This window comes from Chryseomicrobium imtechense, from assembly GCF_041475995.1.
GTDB lineage: Bacteria > Bacillota > Bacilli > Bacillales_A > Planococcaceae > Chryseomicrobium > Chryseomicrobium aureum.
This window is the reverse complement of the sequence record NZ_JBGOBM010000017.1, coordinates 30,875-49,483: the sequence shown is the minus strand read 5'-3', so window position 1 is coordinate 49,483 and position 18,609 is coordinate 30,875. Positions and strand designations below refer to the sequence as shown.

General features: G+C 41.6%; 19 protein-coding genes. 1 reads left to right on the top strand and 18 read right to left on the bottom strand.

What is annotated here, in order from left to right; genetic code table 11:
- Positions 1-328 precede the first annotated feature (328 nt).
- The 6 genes from AB5N96_RS12600 to AB5N96_RS12575 all read right to left on the bottom strand — a co-directional run bounded on the left by AB5N96_RS12600 (position 329) and on the right by AB5N96_RS12575 (position 5,360).
- On the bottom strand, positions 329-1,441 hold the full coding sequence (locus tag AB5N96_RS12600) for an SPFH domain-containing protein (protein ID WP_499705696.1): 1,113 nt from the start codon (positions 1,439-1,441) through the stop codon (positions 329-331).
- A gap of 15 nt (positions 1,442-1,456) precedes the next feature.
- Positions 1,457-2,035, bottom strand: a complete 579-nt coding sequence (locus AB5N96_RS12595; protein WP_499705695.1) for a hypothetical protein — start codon at positions 2,033-2,035, stop codon at positions 1,457-1,459.
- A gap of 513 nt (positions 2,036-2,548) precedes the next feature.
- Positions 2,549-3,403 carry an MBL fold metallo-hydrolase gene (locus tag AB5N96_RS12590; RefSeq protein ID WP_499705698.1) on the bottom strand — a complete coding sequence of 285 codons (855 nt, stop codon included), beginning with the start codon at positions 3,401-3,403 and terminating at the stop codon, positions 2,549-2,551.
- An 80-nt stretch (positions 3,404-3,483) separates the two neighbouring features.
- Complete coding sequence (locus AB5N96_RS12585) at positions 3,484-3,849, bottom strand: topoisomerase (protein WP_499705694.1); 366 nt, start codon at positions 3,847-3,849, stop codon at positions 3,484-3,486.
- A 43-nt stretch (positions 3,850-3,892) separates the two neighbouring features.
- Positions 3,893-4,864 carry an anti sigma factor C-terminal domain-containing protein gene (locus tag AB5N96_RS12580; RefSeq protein WP_499705693.1) on the bottom strand — a complete coding sequence of 324 codons (972 nt, stop codon included), beginning with the start codon at positions 4,862-4,864 and terminating at the stop codon, positions 3,893-3,895.
- Complete coding sequence (locus tag AB5N96_RS12575; protein ID WP_499705692.1) at positions 4,848-5,360, bottom strand: RNA polymerase sigma factor; 513 nt, start codon at positions 5,358-5,360, stop codon at positions 4,848-4,850. The genes AB5N96_RS12580 and AB5N96_RS12575 overlap by 17 nt, the downstream gene beginning before the upstream one ends.
- Positions 5,361-5,654: 294 nt before the next feature.
- On the opposite strand from AB5N96_RS12575, the gene AB5N96_RS12570 reads away from it, so the two are divergent.
- A complete protein-coding gene (locus tag AB5N96_RS12570; RefSeq protein ID WP_499705691.1) occupies positions 5,655-6,158 on the top strand; it encodes a metal-dependent hydrolase in 504 nt (167 codons plus the stop codon).
- A 51-nt stretch (positions 6,159-6,209) separates the two neighbouring features.
- On the opposite strand, the gene AB5N96_RS12565 is transcribed toward AB5N96_RS12570, so the two are convergent.
- The 12 genes from AB5N96_RS12565 to AB5N96_RS12510 all read right to left on the bottom strand — a co-directional run bounded on the left by AB5N96_RS12565 (position 6,210) and on the right by AB5N96_RS12510 (position 18,400).
- Positions 6,210-6,731, bottom strand: coding sequence for a hypothetical protein (locus AB5N96_RS12565; RefSeq protein ID WP_499705690.1), 522 nt, complete (start codon positions 6,729-6,731; stop codon positions 6,210-6,212).
- A 108-nt stretch (positions 6,732-6,839) separates the two neighbouring features.
- A complete protein-coding gene (locus AB5N96_RS12560; protein WP_499705689.1) occupies positions 6,840-7,592 on the bottom strand; it encodes a hypothetical protein in 753 nt (250 codons plus the stop codon).
- A 446-nt stretch (positions 7,593-8,038) separates the two neighbouring features.
- A complete protein-coding gene (locus AB5N96_RS12555) occupies positions 8,039-8,635 on the bottom strand; it encodes an ankyrin repeat domain-containing protein (RefSeq protein WP_499705688.1) in 597 nt (198 codons plus the stop codon).
- A gap of 36 nt (positions 8,636-8,671) precedes the next feature.
- Entirely contained in the window at positions 8,672-9,151 is a 480-nt protein-coding gene (gene rlmH / locus AB5N96_RS12550; protein WP_499705687.1) for a 23S rRNA (pseudouridine(1915)-N(3))-methyltransferase RlmH, read from the bottom strand.
- Between the two features lie 87 nt (positions 9,152-9,238).
- Entirely contained in the window at positions 9,239-9,406 is a 168-nt protein-coding gene (locus tag AB5N96_RS12545; protein WP_392455218.1) for a CxxH/CxxC protein, read from the bottom strand.
- Positions 9,407-9,572: 166 nt separating this feature from the next.
- A complete protein-coding gene (locus AB5N96_RS12540) occupies positions 9,573-10,802 on the bottom strand; it encodes a S1C family serine protease (protein ID WP_392455217.1) in 1,230 nt (409 codons plus the stop codon).
- 129 nt (positions 10,803-10,931) lie between these two features.
- On the bottom strand, positions 10,932-11,720 hold the full coding sequence (locus AB5N96_RS12535) for an MBL fold metallo-hydrolase (protein WP_499705686.1): 789 nt from the start codon (positions 11,718-11,720) through the stop codon (positions 10,932-10,934).
- 5 nt (positions 11,721-11,725) lie between these two features.
- Positions 11,726-12,541 (bottom strand): two-component system regulatory protein YycI, encoded by an 816-nt coding sequence (locus AB5N96_RS12530; protein ID WP_204591167.1) that lies wholly within the window; start codon positions 12,539-12,541, stop codon positions 11,726-11,728.
- Positions 12,528-13,862, bottom strand: coding sequence for a YycH family regulatory protein (locus AB5N96_RS12525; RefSeq protein WP_499705685.1), 1,335 nt, complete (start codon positions 13,860-13,862; stop codon positions 12,528-12,530). The genes AB5N96_RS12530 and AB5N96_RS12525 overlap by 14 nt, the downstream gene beginning before the upstream one ends.
- Positions 13,859-15,679: a cell wall metabolism sensor histidine kinase WalK gene (gene walK / locus AB5N96_RS12520; RefSeq protein ID WP_392455214.1), complete on the bottom strand. Its 1,821-nt coding sequence runs from the start codon at positions 15,677-15,679 to the stop codon at positions 13,859-13,861. Before walK ends, AB5N96_RS12525 begins: the two co-directional genes overlap by 4 nt.
- 8 nt (positions 15,680-15,687) lie before the next feature.
- Positions 15,688-16,395 (bottom strand): response regulator YycF, encoded by a 708-nt coding sequence (gene yycF, locus AB5N96_RS12515; protein WP_204591173.1) that lies wholly within the window; start codon positions 16,393-16,395, stop codon positions 15,688-15,690.
- 529 nt (positions 16,396-16,924) lie between these two features.
- Positions 16,925-18,400 carry a peptidoglycan DD-metalloendopeptidase family protein gene (locus tag AB5N96_RS12510; RefSeq protein ID WP_499705684.1) on the bottom strand — a complete coding sequence of 492 codons (1,476 nt, stop codon included), beginning with the start codon at positions 18,398-18,400 and terminating at the stop codon, positions 16,925-16,927.
- Positions 18,401-18,609 lie beyond the last annotated feature (209 nt).

Below are 18,609 nucleotides of genomic sequence, written 5' to 3'. Positions count from 1 at the left end.
TTTCGGTTGGCTAGACCTGAAAATATCGTATGATGAGGGGATTTTTTTGTCCATAGCTGAAAGCTCTCAGGAACCCCCTGCATTGCAGGGGGTATTCAGATTATAATAATAACCACCTGAAATTGTTTTAAAACAATTTCAGGTGGTTTACTTCTGTTCTATTTACCTTTGATTTAACTTACAGTTCTCATCATCAAAAATTCAAACAGTATTAAGAATCCACTGTTCTAGAATATCTTAATATAAAATTAACCCTCTAAATTCTTTTATTGAAACTTAAGTAGTAAGTTTTCTAATTTGACTTTTAAGGAACCACTCTAAAGTTTAATTATAAATCCATTATTTCTTTCTTCTTTGTATTAAATTCATCATCTGTAAGAATTCCTGCATCTACAAGATTTTTTAATTTCTTAAGAAGTTCAATTTGTTCATCAAGTGACATTGTTTTGTTAGTTTCTGCACTTGGACCTAAACCCTGCACAGTATTAGCACTAAAAATCATTCCTCCGACATTTCCTAAACCATTTTCAAGAACTCCTTGTGCAATTTTTTGTTGAGCAGCAATATTAGATGTTTTTTGAGAAACATTATCGTAGGCTTTCATGTTCATTTTGTTCGTGGAATATTGTTTAACTAATTCTCTTGAATCAGGAGTAAATTCAATATTCTCGATTGATACTTTCACAATTTCAAATCCAAAGCGTTCGCCCCAGGTACCAGCATTTGTCGAATCTTTTGCTACCATATTTGAGATAGTATTAGCTTGGGATGGCAATTGAGAAATTCTGTATGTGTTTGAAAGTGAATTCAATACTACTGTAAACGATTGAAGGAATTCAGATAATATTTGCGATCTAACTTGATAATCACTGAATGAATAATAAGTTATGTTGGGAGGAACAAATTTCTTTATAAATGTATCTGGATTTTTAACTTGAATTGTAAATGATCCATAAGCAAAAATCTCCAGATCCGTTTCATAGAAAAAGTCATGATAAACCTGTGCACCACGAGTCCCAAACTTAATATCTCTTATTTCACGTAGATTTATAAATGCTACTTGTTTATGGTCTGGGGATAGTCCACCAAAACCAATTCTAGTTTTAGCTTGCTTAAATATTGATTGATCAATGTCTTCTCCATTTAATAATGAACTTTGACCTTTTTGATATTCATAACCACCTGCTTCTGTTATGACTTCTTCAATTCCAGATTTACTAAATATAAATGCTGCTACATTTTCAGGTACATAAATTATTGAACCATTTGTAATCACACTATTTGATTGATTCTGTGTCCCCATACCGCCAGTAGTCCCTGATTTCCTAAAACCTGGTGAAATCGCTGTATATTCATCGAATGCCCCTGGTATGATTATCTCTTTCCATTGATCAGCAATTGTACTACTAAGACTTCCACTAAAAGCTTTAATAATCCCCATTATGTCCCCCCCTATTTATAAAGCTTGAGCTGTATCACAATATTTACATTGAATAACTTGGCCTTTAAATCCTGTAAGAGGTGCAGAGCATGAACCACACTTCTGTGTAACCTTTTTTGATGAAACTACTCTATTACTATTATCAGCCAAAGTATCTTTGAAGGCATCCATAGTACCTTTAATTTTTTTCGCTAAAAATTCAGACCCTGGAATTGCCGATTCCCAAGATGCTTTAACAGTCTCATTTCCAGTAATTAATTTATAAATTGCATCAACCCATTGTTTAGCTTCTTTTTTCCGTAAGGATTGGAAACAGAAGTTTTCTTGTCCACTTAAGAAATACAACTCAAGTCTTGGTAAACTATTTCTATCTTTACCTAAAATAACTTGAGGTTCTCCATTGTAAGTTTTGATTTGGTTAACAGGGAACTTTCTAATACTTTTTGTATTTCCAAGAACCCCTTTTGAAATATGTATAACATTTTGATTCGTTAGGATAAGTTCATCTGTATGAACAGCTAAAATTTTTCCGGATGCGACATTTTTACTTTGTAATATAATTGACTCGTTTGGGTTTAAATCTAATTTAGACATAATTTACCCCTCTTATTATTTAATGTTTAGAATCATTATATTTTATATGAAATGAATTTACTACATATTGGTAAATAAATAGAGTTTGTTTGTGCAATATTTATAGATAGACAAGTTAGTTTGTCATTTCAATTCTTTTCTCTCGCAACTCCGCCTTCTTTTCTAACAATCGAAGAAATCTCCGCTGCTCCCACTCACTCGTCTTCAACCGCGAAACTAGAATGCTACTCTGCAAATACTTTCTGACCTTCCGATTCGCAAAAAAGCTTTTCCGATGGTGTTCACTCTCATATAAAGCATTGAACCACTCAAGTTCTCGTAGCTCCTCGATATGCCAATCAATTTTAGTTGAGTTCAAACTTCCACCTAGTGAACCTACGAGATTTACTGATGTGGCTAAACTCAATACAACACTAAGCACACTAACAAGTGCTACCCCGATCCAACTTAAAACCTTTTTCATCCTATCATCCATTCTAAAAAAACCACACCTACTCCTGGTGCGGTTCCTCTTTATTGTTTATATCCGTCCACAAAATAAGAGATTGTCTCGAGTTCGTCTTCGGTGAGCTCTCTCTTCACGTCGGCTTTATAATGTTCCGTTATTTTCAGCTGATCACCTTGGCAACTCTTTGTATAGTTTGCAAGAGTTCGAAGCAATGCTACTTCCTGATCAAATTCCACTTTGGAAATCGGCTGCTGGTGCGAAGGGATGTACGTTTCTGCATCAAACGATTCCAATACGTCGAGTAGTCGCAAGGTTTTATCAACCGTGTAGTGTACTTTTTCTGCGTACATCTTCGGATAGATGCAGTCGCCGAGGAAAAGAATTTTCTCTTCCGGTATGTACACAACGACCGAGTCTTCCGCGTGGTCGCCTCCGACATGCTGCACGATACAGGTCACACCGCCAAGATGAATCTTTGCTTTTTTATCGATTGTACTGTCTGGCAACGTCACTTTGATATCTCGGTGATCTTTGTATTCCTCTTTGATTGCTTTGGCACAAAACTCAATTTCCACGCCTTCTCGTACTCGCTCATCAATGGCTTCATCTGACCACGAGTATGGCAGTAACTTCTCCATCTCCGTAGCAGTCTGTTTCGAAGCAAGAGAAACTGTATCCCGTAGTGCGGAAAGTCCAAGGATATGGTCCCAGTGCCAATGCGTCAGTACAACTACATCTGGATTCGGAACAGCCCTCTTGTTCAGCTCTTGGATAAAATAAGTCACATGCTCTTCCGAATTTCCTGCATCAATCAGGAGTGTCTTCTCAGTGCCCGTCACCATTCCAAGAATCGGACGGTCGGTTAAAGAAATAGCGGAAATGTACCAAAACCGCTCTCCTAGTTTATGTATGGAGTGAATGACAATCGCCTCGTTTCATCATATATACAAGTATTGTATCATCTCGATGGGGGCAGATATGATTTCCATGAATTTTACGATTAGTACTGCTCAACCTTTATTTTCATCACTATTTTATCTTCAGTAGCCGCTTCAGTTTCAGAAAGGTCTTGAATCACCTCTTCAACTAGTTTTTGAATCATCTCTCCATCGCTATCTGCATCGTTCGGGAAACCAACTGAAACTGTATATTCGTCCACTCCACCATCAATCATGATTGCTAGTGATTCACTATCAAGTTCCGTTTCTTCAGTGATAGACGCGATTAGTTCATTTTGTAATTCAGAGGATATAGTTTCCTGTGAAAGTGCTGCTTCCAGTTCGCTTTCTAAGACGTCATTATTGCTACACCCAACTAATAAGATTGAACAGATTATAGCGCTTGAAATTATAGCTTTCTTCATCATTTTTAAGTCCTCTTTTCAAAAGTTATTATCACACTGGCAATAGTTAATATAGATCTGTTGTCGCCCCTAATGTAGCGCCTCGAATTATAGGTTCATCAAGTAAGCTTACTAGCTCGCTTGGCTTTCCTGTAACTATCACACCACTGATTCTGAGACTTTGAGGTTCTAGTGGTATCTCACCTTGATTGGTCAGAGTAGTAATGATTCTCTCAGCATCCTCTTGATAATCACCACCATCTTCCTTAACTTTCTCTAGGTTTGCTATAAACTCCGAAGCCGAATAATTCTCTGCATTTGGGTTATGTGAAAATCCGTATGCTTCAAACCCATAGACCGTCGTATCCGGAAAATTTTCATCTTTATTAAAATTCGTATCTCTTTCTATTTGTTCTTCGCTAAACGTATCTACCCAATACCAAGCTACTTGTTTTTCAAATACCTCGTTTACTTCCTCTATTGAATAACTATCATCAAATGAGATAGCCATCTCCACAACTCTACTATCCTCAATCTCATTTAGTAAGATTCTTTCATCGAGAAGCTGTTCATAGTCTACTTTGGGATGAAAGAATTCAACAATTCTTTCCCCTTCATAGTACATAGGAATGCGCGCATCATCTGAATTCCCTAATGCGAACGCACCATTATCTGAAACAAGTTGAGAAGAACCAAAAATTGAAAAGACTTTTTCACGTTCTCCCCAGGGAATTGGGACCCCTCCAACAACTTTTACTAACTTCGTTTTGGCCGTTGCAGAAGTTATGGAGTAGTGAAAGATGCCTCCTCTCTCTTCGACATTGGCTCCTTTCACTTCGCTCCAAGCGGAATCTAAGTCTGTTTCTTTTTCCATTTTTATTTTCATTACAAGATTGGCTGCACTATATAATCCAACTAATACGATGGCACTTATAACTGATGAAATAATCACCATTTTTAAAGTCGAACGCCTCTTAGCCTTTTTTACTAGACCTTCAAATTCTAAATCCCTAGGAAAAAAATCATTTTCCTTGCTCATTTTCATGCCTCCTATAGTGTTCGATAAATTCTTGTCTCGCTCTATGCAAAATCGTTTTAACTGACCCTTCTTTCATGTTGTAGAGTTCTGCTATCTCTTTGATTTTCAAACCTGTACTGTATTTCAAAAGAAGTAGCTGCCTGTGCTTTGGATTTAGTTTTACTAAGACTTCATGTATGTCTCTTTCTAATTCGCTTTGCATGAGAACTCTTTCAGGTGTTTCCTCATCAAATATTTCTAGTATGTTGAATTTTAATACTATTTCTCTTTGTTTAGATTTCTTACGGTAAAGATCATAATAGTGGTTTATAGCTACCCTAAATAGCCAACTTTGGACTTTATCCACTTGAATGGAATCTATGTATTTTAAGAATTTATACGCAGTATCTTGAATAATATCTTCTGCGTCCTCCTTGGAAGCACCCATTTTAATTAAGTACGAGTAAACAAACTTTAGTAGTTCATTTAATTTTCTCCCCATTATGGAATCATTCATTTCAAACCTCCCACCTTTAAAACGTTTCACTATTAGAAAGGTTAACAAAAAAATTACAGATTTAGGTCATTTACTTCGATTTACTATATATTCCTTGTATTGAGCAATAAAAAAGAACTTAGCAAGAATGATTTCACTTCTCGCTAAGTTCTTATGACATTACTTTTAAATCGTCTTCAATATAAGAATGTAGGTATAGATTACATAATGGTTCCTGAATACTTAATTTGTTGGATTGTATCGTACCCAGATACCTCGTATTATAGATGAGCAGTATATATTAGGAGGTTTCTCATGCAATACAAGACCCATTTCGCTGGCGGGGCGCTCATTACACTCGCGGTCCTTCAACATACCGAGTATGTGTCGCCAGAGCAAGTGGTCCCATTTGCCGTCGCCACCCTAGTCGGCTCGGTTGCGCCAGACATCGACCACAAGAATAGTTTCATCAGCAACCGCTTGAAACCTTTTGGCTTTTTAGTAAGACGCACGACCACCCATCGCGGAGCAACCCACTCCCCACTTATCATTGGATTGTTTAGCCTGCTTCTCTTTTCCGGGCTAGAAGTGACAGAATTCAGCTCTTACGCTTACCCAATCGCAATTGGCTTCTTTATCGGTGCACTTAGCCACGTACTGCTCGACATGCTGAACCCTCAAGGGGTGCCGCTTCTATTCCCTATACCGAAAGCGAAGCGATTCCGTATCGCCCATTTCCGGACAGGTGGCTTAGTCGAGAGAGTGATCTTTGTCGCCCTCGTTATCGTCACAATCCAGTTTTTGTTGAACGCACTTTGAATCAGACATCCTCATGTATTGTGGGGGTGTTTTTATAAAATTAATTATAACCTACTCAGTTAGTGAGAACTTAAGAAAGTAATCTTCTTGATCAATTCTGACTACCATATATGCAAATTGTCCATTTTGATCAATAAAATCCTTTTCTTCTTTTTCTATATAATCTTCATTTTTAACGAGTGTTGATAAACTGGCTTTAAGCAGTTGATTTTTCTCTAAAATCCCATTAGACGTATCGAATTTTTCTCTACTTAAGTAATACTGACTTAATTCTTTTGGGAAATAGGCCAAATAAGAAATCTCAATATCTTTATCACTGATATTTGCAATATCAAATGAGAAATCGAGGCGATTTTCAATTTCACTCTCTTCAGCAATTTGAAAGTCGGTAATAGAAATAGAAATCAAATCAAATATGGGATTATTAGACGGATCTATTTCATTTACATTTTTGACGACATCTTCGTACTCCATCTCGATATACTCGCTATCCGAGGTTTGATTCTCACTTGCACAACCCATTAAGACGAGACATACAAATAATAAGTACATAAAACTAACTAAAGATTTCATTGCTATCCGTCCTTTACTAGATGTTTTTTACTATTATGTTGATAAGGATTACACACAGCAATACCTTCAGTAAAAATAGGTAAGCGTAAGATGATGTCTATTTGACAGTTAATAGCTTTCAAAGTATTTTCCTAGGCCAGTGTTCCACCGCTCTTTTACAATAGTTGATAAACGAGTTTTATTCATATAGTTTGGGGCTTTAGAAATCTTTGAAGGGCTATTTTGCAGTTTACTAAAATCATAGCCTGTAATACGAACGCAGTCACATGTTTTATCAATATAACGCAAAGAAACAAGTTTGTACCAGTACCTACTTTGACTATATCCGTAATCCTTCCAAACCCCGTCATATACATATAACCAGTGGTAAAAATAACGGTCAGTATATTCAGTCTCCGATCTCACATTAGTTCCAGTACCACTCCCTATATCAGTTTTTACATTTGAAAGTTGTGACCAAATTGATGATCCTTTTTCAATCCATTGACCTACTACAGGTATGTATGTAGCAATTGTAAGGGAAGCAGCTTTAAAAGTTTCCATATTTGAAAAGTCTCTTGCTGTACGGCCTCTAATACCATTCAGTGTAGAAAGTCCATCATTAATCTTAACTGCCCCTCTTCCTGGATCAACTACCATTGGTGAAATCTCCCCGTATTTATTTGGTTTTGTTGTTTTTAAAATACTATTACCAGTGTTATCAAACGTGAATACCTCAGATTTTATTAGCATTGTATCATCAGGATTATGAACGATTTTTTCATCTAAATTCTCTTCGGCCATAGAACTACTAGGATTTATGAAACTTCCTACCAAAGCTAATGCTATTACAATTTTTGTGAACTTTAATCTTATATTCATCATTACACCTCTCTCATTTTTTTAGTAAATATTCTTCCAAATATTTCACTTATGTGTAATATAATTCATTGGGAAATTTTGGTATTGGGAAAATAAACTATAAAATGTATATATTTTAAAAAAAAATGAGGTTAAAAAAAATTAAAACTAAATTCATCAAATTCCTAATATATTTGAGTATTTTTCGTACAATTTAATAAGAAGTAAATTGGGAAATATTTATGTTTCATACAATGTTTTCATTTAAATTAATGACATATTTATCTTAACTTGATACTAATACTAATATAAAAATATTATTTACTCCGCTTCATTTTCCATAGAAAAAAGGAACACAGCAAAGCTGGACTCCCTAGAAGAACTAAATTAGAACTCTTTTTTAAGGAACAGGTACTTTTTTAAAAATAACATTACTAAACATTCCATATAATTTTTTGAGATGTTTTTTAGGCTTCTAACAGTCGAACCATTGCTGTGTAGCCTTTTTCCTTAGCATAATCTAGTGCAGTTTTTCCACGATTGTCACGTAGCTCTTTATTCGCATTATACTTCAGTAATTCTTGAACAATCTCCTGATACAGCGCTGAACCGTCCGTTAACGCCACTGCTTCAATCAAAGCCGTATAGCCATAATTATTTTGATGATCGATATCTGCTTTCCCGTCTTGCAGAAGAACCTTCACATTCTCTAAATGGCCTTTTTCCGCTGCCGGAATCAAAGCATTGCCACCATAGCGATTCACGACCGAATGATTTGGCTCAGCATGTACAATCATATACTTCAAAATCTCAGTTTTCCCTTGTGCCCCCGCATACAAATACGGGCTGTCCTGAATATGATCTTGCTGGTTGATATCAGCGCCTGCATCAATCAAACGTTTTGCCACATCAATATAGTTCTTATGTGTGGCAATTAGTAAAGGAGATTCCCCTTTGTCATTTGTTTCATTTATTGGATAGGGCGAATATTGTAAAATAGATTCTACTTTTCCTACATCATTGTTTTCAACTGCTTGAAGAAGTTCACCTACTTTGAAATTCATCTGCTCTTCCTCCCTCAAAATGATTATTCGTTAGAGCTACTTATGGTATGGCTCCCCCTTAATAATCCTGAAACTCCGATACACCTGCTCCAACAACACAAGCTTCATTAATTGATGCGGCAGTGTCATCTTCCCAAACGAAAGCTGCTCATTTGATCGCTTTAAGACATCGTCGTGCAGACCGAGGGATCCGCCGATGACAAAGACAATTTTGCTGGTGCCGTATGTCATGAGGGAATTGAGATGCGCAGCGAGTTCTTCAGAGCTGCGCGTCTTCCCGTTAATGGCAAGAGCGATGACATGTGCGTCTGGGTGAATTTTGGCTAAGATGCGCTCGCCTTCTTTGCGTTTGACGATTTCCATGTCCGCGTCACTTAAATTTTCTGGAGCTTTTTCATCTGGCACTTCGATCTGTTCGATTTTTGCATAAGCGCCGAGACGTTTTGCGTATTCTTCGATGCCCATTTTTAAATACTTTTCTTTTAACTTTCCAACCGTCACAATTGTGATATTCACAGGTTATCCACCTTTACAGTTCATTTACAAACACATTGTCCACATTAGTTATCCACATATCCACATAGGTTATCTACATGTTGTGTCTTATTTTTTTCCAGCTACGATATATATAGCTGCCTGTTCACAATGTTCACAGCGTGTGGATAAGTTTTCTGGATTCTCGAGCTTTTCAAGAATCGGAAATTCTCCTGTCGACGCCGTTACCTCGTCAAGTACTTGATTTACATGGGTTTCGCATGCGTATTTCTCCATTATTCGACCTCCTCTGACAATTAGGATTATGCACAAAGTTATTCACAATTCGTACTAGTTTATCCACACCCTATTGTAACAAATAAAAAAGAAGCAGGAAAGACGCCACTTCGTCCTCCTGCTCCCTGTGTAAATCTTTTGTGAAGTGAATTTAGTTATCCACATCTTATAATGCGTTGTTGTCTGTCAGTTCCAATGTGAATTCTACAATCTCACCTTGGCGGTATACTTTCACATCCATTGTATCGCCCACTTCTTTTTCTGTGTAGAGATATTGGCGAAGGTCGAGCATATTTTCAACCTTTTCTCCATCTAGTTCCACAATGACATCATATTGTTGCATGCCTGCTGCTGCAGCTGGAGAGTTATCAAACACTTCATCTACCACAACACCAGTTGTAATATCTTCTGGAAGTTTTAATGTTTCTTGCTGGTGGAAGGATGGAACTTGTTCCACATCGACGAGCGTCACTCCCATCGTCGGGCGTTTCACTTCACCGTTTTGTTCAAGGTCTTCAATGATTGGAATGGCTGAGTTGATTGGAATCGCAAGTCCAATTCCTTCAACTGTTGTTGTCGAGATTTTCATCGAGTTGATTCCAATCAGTTGTCCCGCGATGTTGATCAATGCACCACCGCTGTTCCCTGGGTTGATTGCCGCATCTGTCTGAAGCACTTCTGTCTGCCAGTCTTGTTGTCCATCTTCGTTCAAGTCCACTGGGATGACACGTTCTTTCCCGGAAAGAATTCCTGTTGTGACCGACCCGAAGAAATCGAGGCCAAGTGGATTCCCGATTGCGATAACCGGTTCACCTTGCGTTAACGCATCCGAGTCTCCAAATTCAATCACCGTTTCTACGTCCGTTGCGTCCATTTCAAGTACAGCTAAGTCGGTCCAAACGTCACTACCTACTAATTCAGCACTGACTTTTTTCCCGCCAGCAAGTGTCACTTCAATCGAGTTGGCTCCGTCCACTACGTGATGATTCGTCACGATAAATGCGCGGTCACCTTCGACTTTATAAATAACGCCAGATCCCGTTCCTGCTTCTTGTTCACCGGACTGTTCGCTGCTCCAGAAATTATTCACTTCCTGCAAGTTCGTGATTCCGACGACTGCTGCCGAGGTCTTTTCAACAGCCGAGGTGATGTCTGTCGTGACTTCCGTGCTCACTTGCTCGGTCTGAGTGATGTTGCCTGCAGTGCGTGTTCCATTGTTCGGAAGGGCGCTCTGCAAGCTCGGCATCATGAACCAAAGTAGCAATGCACCGACGAGTACTCCGGAAAGTCCCGCTAAAAAGTAGCCGGCAATTCCTCGTTTTTTCTCTGGTTTTTCTGAACGTTTTGGCGGCTGTGGATCTTCCGCGTACGGATTGTATGGTCTGTAATCATCCATCTTCGTCATCTCCTTTGTTGTACTGTATATGTATACTGTACCCTAAGAAGATGAAAATTAGATGAAAATTGCTTAAAAGTTTATTAAAAAAAACAGCCCCCTGATTCTAGGAGACTGTTTCGAGACTACTTATACTTCCACAAGCGGTGTTGGAATTTCTGCGTCGGTGCCGTGCAAATGCACATACTCACCAGCGATGATTCCGCACGAGCGCAGCGTTTGTTCAACGCTCATATGTGCAAGGTCTTTCATATTGTTGTCTTTACTTAAATGCGACAGGTAGATCTGCGTCGGCTTCAAATCGACCACTTCGCTCATCGCAACAGCCGCGTCTTCGTTTGAAACGTGACCGACGTCTGAAAGAATGCGGCGTTTGACAGACCAAGGATAGCGGCCCATCTGCAGCATCCCCACGTCGTGGTTGCTTTCAAACACAAACGCATCAGAGCCTTTGATGTAGCCTTTCATCCGGTCACTGACATACCCCGTGTCGGTGATAAGCGCGAGCTTTCTGCCGTTCTCGTGAAACACGTAGAACATCGGCTCGGCTGCATCGTGGGATACTTGGAACGATTGGATGTCGAGTCCACCGAATGTTTTGACCGTCTCCATATCGAACTGGAAGCGCTGGTCGGTCGGGATGACACCGAGGTGATGGTCCATCGCCTGCCACGTCTTCGCGTTCGCATAAATTGGCACTTTATATTTGCGGGCCATGACGCCTAGCCCTTTTATATGATCACTGTGTTCATGCGTGACTAAGATTCCGCTCAACTTGCGGGCATCTCGGTCGATTTGCTGAAACAACTGCTCCATTTTCTTTCCGCTCAGTCCGGCATCTACTAAAAAGGAGTGCTCCTCGTTTTCAACGTAAATGGCGTTGCCGGTACTGCCGCTCGCCAATACACTAAATCTCATGCTGATTACTCCTCTGTATCTTCTGACTCTACTGCATCAATCGGGATGTCGAGAATTCGACTGTCGATTGCATTGACGAAGTACTCTTCCATTGTACCATCTGCCAGCTCAACCTTCACGGCCCATGTTGGCGAAAACACCTGTGTCTCCCCGAGCTGTGCGAGAGTCGAATAGCCAAGGCTGACTTCCGTCACTTCCGCTCCTGGAAGAATTAACGAGCGGTTGTACAGCACTTCAATGGCACTCATGTACGTGATCAAGCTACGTTCTTCGTTATAGTCTTCGAGGTCTTCGAGGTATGTCTGTGTGAACCCCGTCACTTCGCCTTCTTCATTCCAGCGAACCAAGATGAATGCACGCGAATTGTGGTACACGCTACGGTCATTTACTTGTTGGAACAGGAGGGCTGTGTTCGTCTCTGAATCGGTCGACCAGATCTTATAGTCCTGGCCTTCGTGTGCATGTTCCTGTACAACGCTTTCCACTGTCATGTCACCTTCTACGGAAACTGGCTCAACTAGTTCCACTTCCAGGATCCCATCCGTTGATGACCTCACGTCTGCATTCGGTAGCTGTTCTAATTCATCTGGAGTGAAATTGTGCACAGTTCCCGATACGTAAGCGACGTTTGTCGGCATGTTGGTCAGCCTCGGCACCGTGATGGAATCTGCAGCGAGACGTTCTTCAAACGATGTCGAGCCTTCGAGCGTGCTTTGAAGACCGATGGATTCGTTGTAACGGTCCACATACAGCGACATCAAAAACACGTTCAAGATGGAGAACACGACGATGAAAATAGTTTTGGTTCTACTCCAATCCAATCGCGCCACCTCCTGACAGTTCTGGTGTGATTCGCACCCATGTCTCATTGACTTGATAGAACCAGTACGGCTCAAGCGTCAAAATCGGTTGGGACGAATCGCGTCGGACGTAGTAGCCCGGTTTGATATCCGTCACAAGATTGATATCTACAGATGCTTGGGAAATCAAGTAATCGTAAATGTACTGACCAGACGGCAACTGCTTACGTGTCGTGCGGAAAGGTGATGACTGGTTCAGCGTGTAGTACGGACGAATGTAACGGTAGACCTGATCAAGTCCCCAGTACTGCGTCATGTCTGTTGCCATTGTGTCACTAAACACGGGTAGCCCTTTCAAATGCATCTGGAAGTTGATCTGCTGACCACGCGCATTGATGCGACTCAAGCGGTAATCATCCGTCCATCCCTCGTGTTCGTTGACGAACTCGATGCTATCCGTGACCAGTGTCGCCGAGTCTCCTGGAAGCTCCGTTTCCGAGGCCGGGTGCACGTAACTGATTCGACGCGGTGCATAATCGATGTTCATCAGCGCACTATCGTCTGTATACTGCTGGGACGAAACGCCAACTGGATTACTGCGTACAAGGTTCGGATTCGTAAATAATGCATTTTTGAACTTTTCCGGGGAGATCTCTTCTAATCCAAAAGTATATTCTTCAAGAGGTACTTGAACAGATGATACATAAAGCGACTGCAAACTATCTCGTACAATTTCATTGAACACTGGCAATCTGCGGTCCATATCTTCTACACGATTCAAGAATTCTGCAACATCCACATCCGCGACATCCGAGCGGAATACGCGCTGTGAGACGGTGTTGATAAATTTCACGTGAATCGACAGGTCTCCGTCTCCATTTTCCCAGTGCACAATCATATGGTTGAACGAAAAGTCTGGAATGGCTTGGTCGCTAAACGGAATGATCTGACGGAAACTTTGGATCGGGATTTCTGTCGGGTAATAAAAGACAAGTTGATTTGTATCGCGAATCATTTCATTGAGTTGGTCCGTCGTCGCTTCATTATTGGTCAGCTGCGGCGGGTTCAAAGTCCACATACGCATGATGCCCATCAAGCCATCCATCTCGCTCGACTGTAGGGAACCTTTCATCGCCGAAGCGCCCGTATAACTAATCAACATGCGGTACGGTTTGATGACGTCACTCGTCCGCTTCTTTTCCGCAATCGCAATATCGACGACTGGTGTATCCTCAAGTGTTGCGTAAGGCGGTGTATACGTCCAGATGGAGAATGTCAAGAGCACACTGAGGGCAATCAAGATGACAAGAACGGCACTTTTTACATGTTCCAGATATCTCATTCCCACTCACTCTCCTCTGGCTCGACGTGCAGCGTAAAGAAGATGTTTGTTCCGTAGCCCTCTTCACTTTCTGCCCAAATTTTCCCACCATGCGCTTCAATCATCTCGCGCGCAATCGCAAGTCCAAGACCCGTACCACCCATAGAGCGGGCACGCGCACGGTCCACACGGTAGAAACGTTCAAAGATTTTATCGACATTCTCTTTAGGAATTCCCATCCCGTCATCCGAGATCATAACCTGCATCATTTCGTCTTTGACCGTAAAGCCAAAGCGCACTGTTCCCCCGTCTGGTGAGTACTTCAGCGCGTTCGAGATGATGTTGTCGATCACTTGCGTCAATTTGTCTGGGTCGATGGCAACAAAATACTCTTTTTCCGGAAGCATACGTGAGAACGACACATTTTGAGACTTCGACATTTCAAAGCGGTCGATAATGCGGTGGAAGAACTGGTTGAAGTTTATGACCTCTATGTTAAGATCGTAGTCTCGGCTATCCATTTTCGAAAGTTGGAGCAAGTCATTTACAAGACGAATCATCCGGGCCGTCTCAGTCTGCGTAACACCTAAGAAGTTCGGGGCAATCGTCTCATCTTTCCAAGCACCTTCAGCAAGCGCTTCAAGATAGCTGCTCATCGTTGTCAGTGGCGTACGTAACTCATGCGAAACGTTCGCAACGAATTCCCGGCGTTCCATATCAATCTTCTCCTGCTCGGTCACGTCATGCAGGACGGCAATCAGACCATTCACAAAACCGGTCTCTTTCTGAATAACAGAGAAGTTTGCGCGTAAAATATACGGCATGTCATAGGTGCTGTAGTTCAGCGACATCGGTTCTTGTTGATGAATCAAGTCTTCAAATGTCGTGTCTTCGTCAATCGTCAGGACAGATGTGATTGGACGATTGAGGACGCTGTCGCGGTTTACATTGAGTAACTCCAGTGCCGGATCATTGATTAGGATTACGCGGCCTTTGCGGTCAGTCGCAATAACCCCATCTGTCATATTCGCAAGAACGGATGCAAGCTTTCGCCGTTCGGCATCGGTCGTCGATTGGGCTTCTTGTAATCGATTCGTTAAATGGTTAAAGGCAATCGCAAGCTGCCCGATCTCATCGTCTCCGTAGACTTTAACTTTACGCGAGAAATTCCCACGCGCCATGGCTTGCGCTTGTTTTCGCATATCGGAAATCGGATGCGTGATCGTGCGGGCGATAAAAATACCAAGGATAATGGTGATACCGAGAGAGACAGCTGTTCCTCCGGCTAAAATCTGATTGATCTCATCCATCTGGCTAAACACTTTTTCAATGTCTGATTCAACGTACAGTGCGCCGATTACATTGCCTTGAGAGGTGATCGGTGTAGCGAGGATCCAGATTCGCTCGCGGGTTACTTTATCGAGGGAAATCATACTCTCTGGATTTTCTGAGCTGATTGTCCGGCGCACTAGTTCATCAACTGAACGTTGCCCGACGATGCTTTGATTTTCATTGTCTGAGGTCCCGAGGATTTGATAGCGGTCATCGATGACACGAATCTCGTTGATGTCACTCGAATTTAAGCCAGCCAAAATAGAACGCAGACTTTGTTCGGTCGTCGCGTCCTCTTCGCCTCGTTCTCGTATCAGTTCTTCGCGCACGCTAAACTCCATGAGTCCGACACGTTCGGTGACGGAATCCTGGAAGTTGTTGCGGAAAGATTCTTCGAGCTCTCGTACGAAATAGAGCCCGATAATCTGCATCGCGATCAATATTAATAAAATATAAATCAACACGATTTTAACGTGAATTGATTTAAAAAAGCCTACTCTATGCATGAATGTTCCTACTCCTGTTCAGGACTGCGCAGGTAATACCCCACTCCACGGCGTGTCACAATCCAGTTTGGATGACTTGGATTGTCTTCAATCTTTTCACGCAGGCGACGAATCGTCACATCGACTGTGCGCACGTCCCCGAAGTAATCATAACCCCATACCGTTTGCAGTAAGTGTTCACGTGTCATCACTTGGCCTGTATGTTTCGCCAAGTAGTGCAGCAGTTCAAATTCGCGGTGTGTCAGCTCAATCGCTTCATCCCGCTTCATCACCATATAGGCATCTGGCTGAATCGTTAGCGGTCCGATGTGGATATCATTCGAACTCGCTTCCATATCTTCAGCAGGCACGACTTGCGAGCGACGCATGTTGGCTTTCACGCGCGCAATAAGTTCACGCGTCGAGAACGGCTTTGTGACATAATCGTCTGCCCCTAGCTCAAGTCCGAGTACTTTATCAATCTCAGAGTCTTTTGCTGTCAGCATAATAATCGGAAATTCATACTTCTTGCGGACTTCACGGCACACTTCCATACCGTCACGCCCCGGAAGCATGATATCAAGTAACATTAGATCGGGTTGGAAGGCTTCAACTTTCTCAAGCGCTTCGTCCCCATCATAGGCACATTCCACTTGGTAGCCTTCTTTTTTTAAGTTAAACTGCAGAATGTCTGCAATCGGTTTTTCGTCATCTACGACGAGAATCTTCTTATTCATAGTTCGTTCTCCTCCATCATTCGTTCAGACTTCCCCTATTTTCTAGTTCTCTACTATCCTTAACAATACCATGCCCACGCTATTTTCGCATTTTATTTCCCATTCCTGTCGAAAATGGTCGTATTATTTCCCGGGAAATATTCTCTTTAGATGTGTAGCCGACTGTTCAGAAATTGCGCAAGATGACAGCGTGGACCGTGAAGCGCTCTTGGCTTCATGGGCCGCGATGGCTTCTTGCGGGATTTCTAGGAGGCGCAACTCGATTTCGTTTAGATGTGTAGAACGATACTCTAGAAACTGAGCGGGCGTTCTTCTACCGAAACCGATATTTGTTCTACCGAATCGCACTTTTATTCTACCCAAACCGGAATTTCTTCTACCGAAGTCATGTTATGGAAACTAAATCCTCCCCCACCGCCGTCCACCACCACGCCAAACCCCAATGTCCTAAGATCTTTCTAGCAAGCCCTTCACCAATAAGCCCTTCCTACAACAAAAGCCGCCCAACCTCGGGCGGCTTTCCTATCTATTACTTCAACACAGACATCGGATTGATGTGCGTGCCGTTTTTAATGACTTCAAAGTGTAAGTGAGTGCCGGTAGAACGACCTGTGTTCCCCATGACACCAATTTTTGTTCCTTGTGGAACGGTTTGGCCTACTGAAACACTGATTGAGTTCAAGTGACCGTAGACTGTGCGGTAGCCGTTGTTGTGATCAATCACGACACGGTTTCCAAGACCACCTTCTACACCAGCTGCTACGACAACTCCATTATCAGAAGCTAAAATATCATAGCCGCTTGGACGTGCGATATCAATTCCTTGGTGCATACGACCCCAGCGGTGACCCATATGGCTCGAGATATACCCACCTTGTGCTGGCCAAGCGAATGATCCGCTTCCGCGAGAAGGCATCACTTTCGTACCTTTTAGTGTTACTTCATGTTGCACTTGCTTCGTAATTTCCTCTTCCACCATGTCTTTGGCAGTCTCTTGGCCATTCACTTTTGTGATGGCATACGTCGCAATACGCTCGCCGGCTTCCCCTTTAGTTTTCACCTTGGTGTCGCCTTTGTAGAGCGTGTCTGTTTCTTCTACTACTTTATCAAATGCGATTTCTTCCTTCGCACGTTGCTCGTAAGTTGCTGTGAAGTTTAAAGCTGGGCGCAATACCGTGACATTCAGCTCTTGGCCGATAGAGAGTGTCCCACCTTCTTCTAGTCCTTCATTCAACTCAATTAACTCGTTTGTAGAGAGGTTATGAGCACTTGCAATCTTTGAAATGACATCGCCTTGTTTGATTGTATATGTCTCTTGTTTCTCAACGCCCGTCAATAAACGTTCTGTTGCTTCGTCGACTGACAAGACCTCATCTGGCTTCACCGTCATAGTGGCACCGAACACGTTCTGTTCGATTGTTAAATCTTTAATTCGTGTTTCACCTGGCTGTAATTCGGGTACAGAATTACTAGTAGTGTTTTTAGCTTCCAAAAAGTTGAGCTCTTTCTCCGAAATGTAGTTCAACTTCACTTTCCGAAGCACTTCATTGTAAGCATCTAAATCTTTAACGTAGGCTGCCACCTCGTTATCGATTGAAATGGCGAATGCATTGGCATTCACTTCAATGAGGTCCTCTACTTGTTCTAAAGTAGTGGCGTCGTCCGTAGCAGGTGTAAATACTTTCTCTTCAACCACCGAGAAATTATTACCAGCTGTTAACGAAAGACCTTCGAACTGTGATTTGGAAGCTTCTATTTTTTTGCGCTTCAATTGCTCGACTTCGTTTTTGTCTGAGATCGCACCTACGTACTGATCTTCTGTATATATATGATAGATTGTAGTCAATTTACTATCTGCAGTTTCATCTGCAAAAGCGAAGTTGACGGACAACCCAGAAAGCAATACTACTGTGATGGCTGCTTTCTTTATCACATTGGTTTTCTTCCTAGAAAGTCCGTCTGTCGATAAAACAGCCGATTCTTCCTTCGATTTATTCCAAAACATGATAAAGCTCCTTCCGTTTGTAAACACACTCTGGCATTTTTCATGCCCTTCTAATTTACCATATCCATTTATGCAAAGTGAACGAATAGACCCGTTTGTAATCAAAATGTGAAATAGATTCCAGTTCCTACAATTTACTAGAAGTATTTGGTTCACTTCTATGAAATACTAACTAATTTATATTTCAATTATTTCAGTATTTCTCTGAA

What these genes read in the sequence shown, in the direction of transcription:
- AB5N96_RS12570 (WP_499705691.1), top strand. Translation starts at nt 5,655, where the DNA reads ATGCAATACAAGACCCATTTCGCTGGCGGGGCGCTCATTACACTCGCG.
- AB5N96_RS12565 (WP_499705690.1), bottom strand. Translation starts at nt 6,731, where the DNA reads ATGAAATCTTTAGTTAGTTTTATGTACTTATTATTTGTATGTCTCGTC.
- AB5N96_RS12535 (WP_499705686.1), bottom strand. Translation starts at nt 11,720, where the DNA reads ATGAGATTTAGTGTATTGGCGAGCGGCAGTACCGGCAACGCCATTTAC.
- AB5N96_RS12560 (WP_499705689.1), bottom strand. Translation starts at nt 7,592, where the DNA reads ATGAATATAAGATTAAAGTTCACAAAAATTGTAATAGCATTAGCTTTG.
- yycF (WP_204591173.1), bottom strand. Translation starts at nt 16,395, where the DNA reads ATGAATAAGAAGATTCTCGTCGTAGATGACGAAAAACCGATTGCAGAC.
- AB5N96_RS12510 (WP_499705684.1), bottom strand. Translation starts at nt 18,400, where the DNA reads ATGTTTTGGAATAAATCGAAGGAAGAATCGGCTGTTTTATCGACAGAC.
- AB5N96_RS12525 (WP_499705685.1), bottom strand. Translation starts at nt 13,862, where the DNA reads ATGAGATATCTGGAACATGTAAAAAGTGCCGTTCTTGTCATCTTGATT.
- AB5N96_RS12545 (WP_392455218.1), bottom strand. Translation starts at nt 9,406, where the DNA reads ATGGAGAAATACGCATGCGAAACCCATGTAAATCAAGTACTTGACGAG.
- AB5N96_RS12600 (WP_499705696.1), bottom strand. Translation starts at nt 1,441, where the DNA reads ATGGGGATTATTAAAGCTTTTAGTGGAAGTCTTAGTAGTACAATTGCT.
- AB5N96_RS12555 (WP_499705688.1), bottom strand. Translation starts at nt 8,635, where the DNA reads ATGAATTTCAAAGTAGGTGAACTTCTTCAAGCAGTTGAAAACAATGAT.
- AB5N96_RS12595 (WP_499705695.1), bottom strand. Translation starts at nt 2,035, where the DNA reads ATGTCTAAATTAGATTTAAACCCAAACGAGTCAATTATATTACAAAGT.
- walK (WP_392455214.1), bottom strand. Translation starts at nt 15,679, where the DNA reads ATGCATAGAGTAGGCTTTTTTAAATCAATTCACGTTAAAATCGTGTTG.
- AB5N96_RS12575 (WP_499705692.1), bottom strand. Translation starts at nt 5,360, where the DNA reads ATGAATGATTCCATAATGGGGAGAAAATTAAATGAACTACTAAAGTTT.
- AB5N96_RS12585 (WP_499705694.1), bottom strand. Translation starts at nt 3,849, where the DNA reads ATGATGAAGAAAGCTATAATTTCAAGCGCTATAATCTGTTCAATCTTA.
- AB5N96_RS12580 (WP_499705693.1), bottom strand. Translation starts at nt 4,864, where the DNA reads ATGAGCAAGGAAAATGATTTTTTTCCTAGGGATTTAGAATTTGAAGGT.
- AB5N96_RS12540 (WP_392455217.1), bottom strand. Translation starts at nt 10,802, where the DNA reads ATGGATGATTACAGACCATACAATCCGTACGCGGAAGATCCACAGCCG.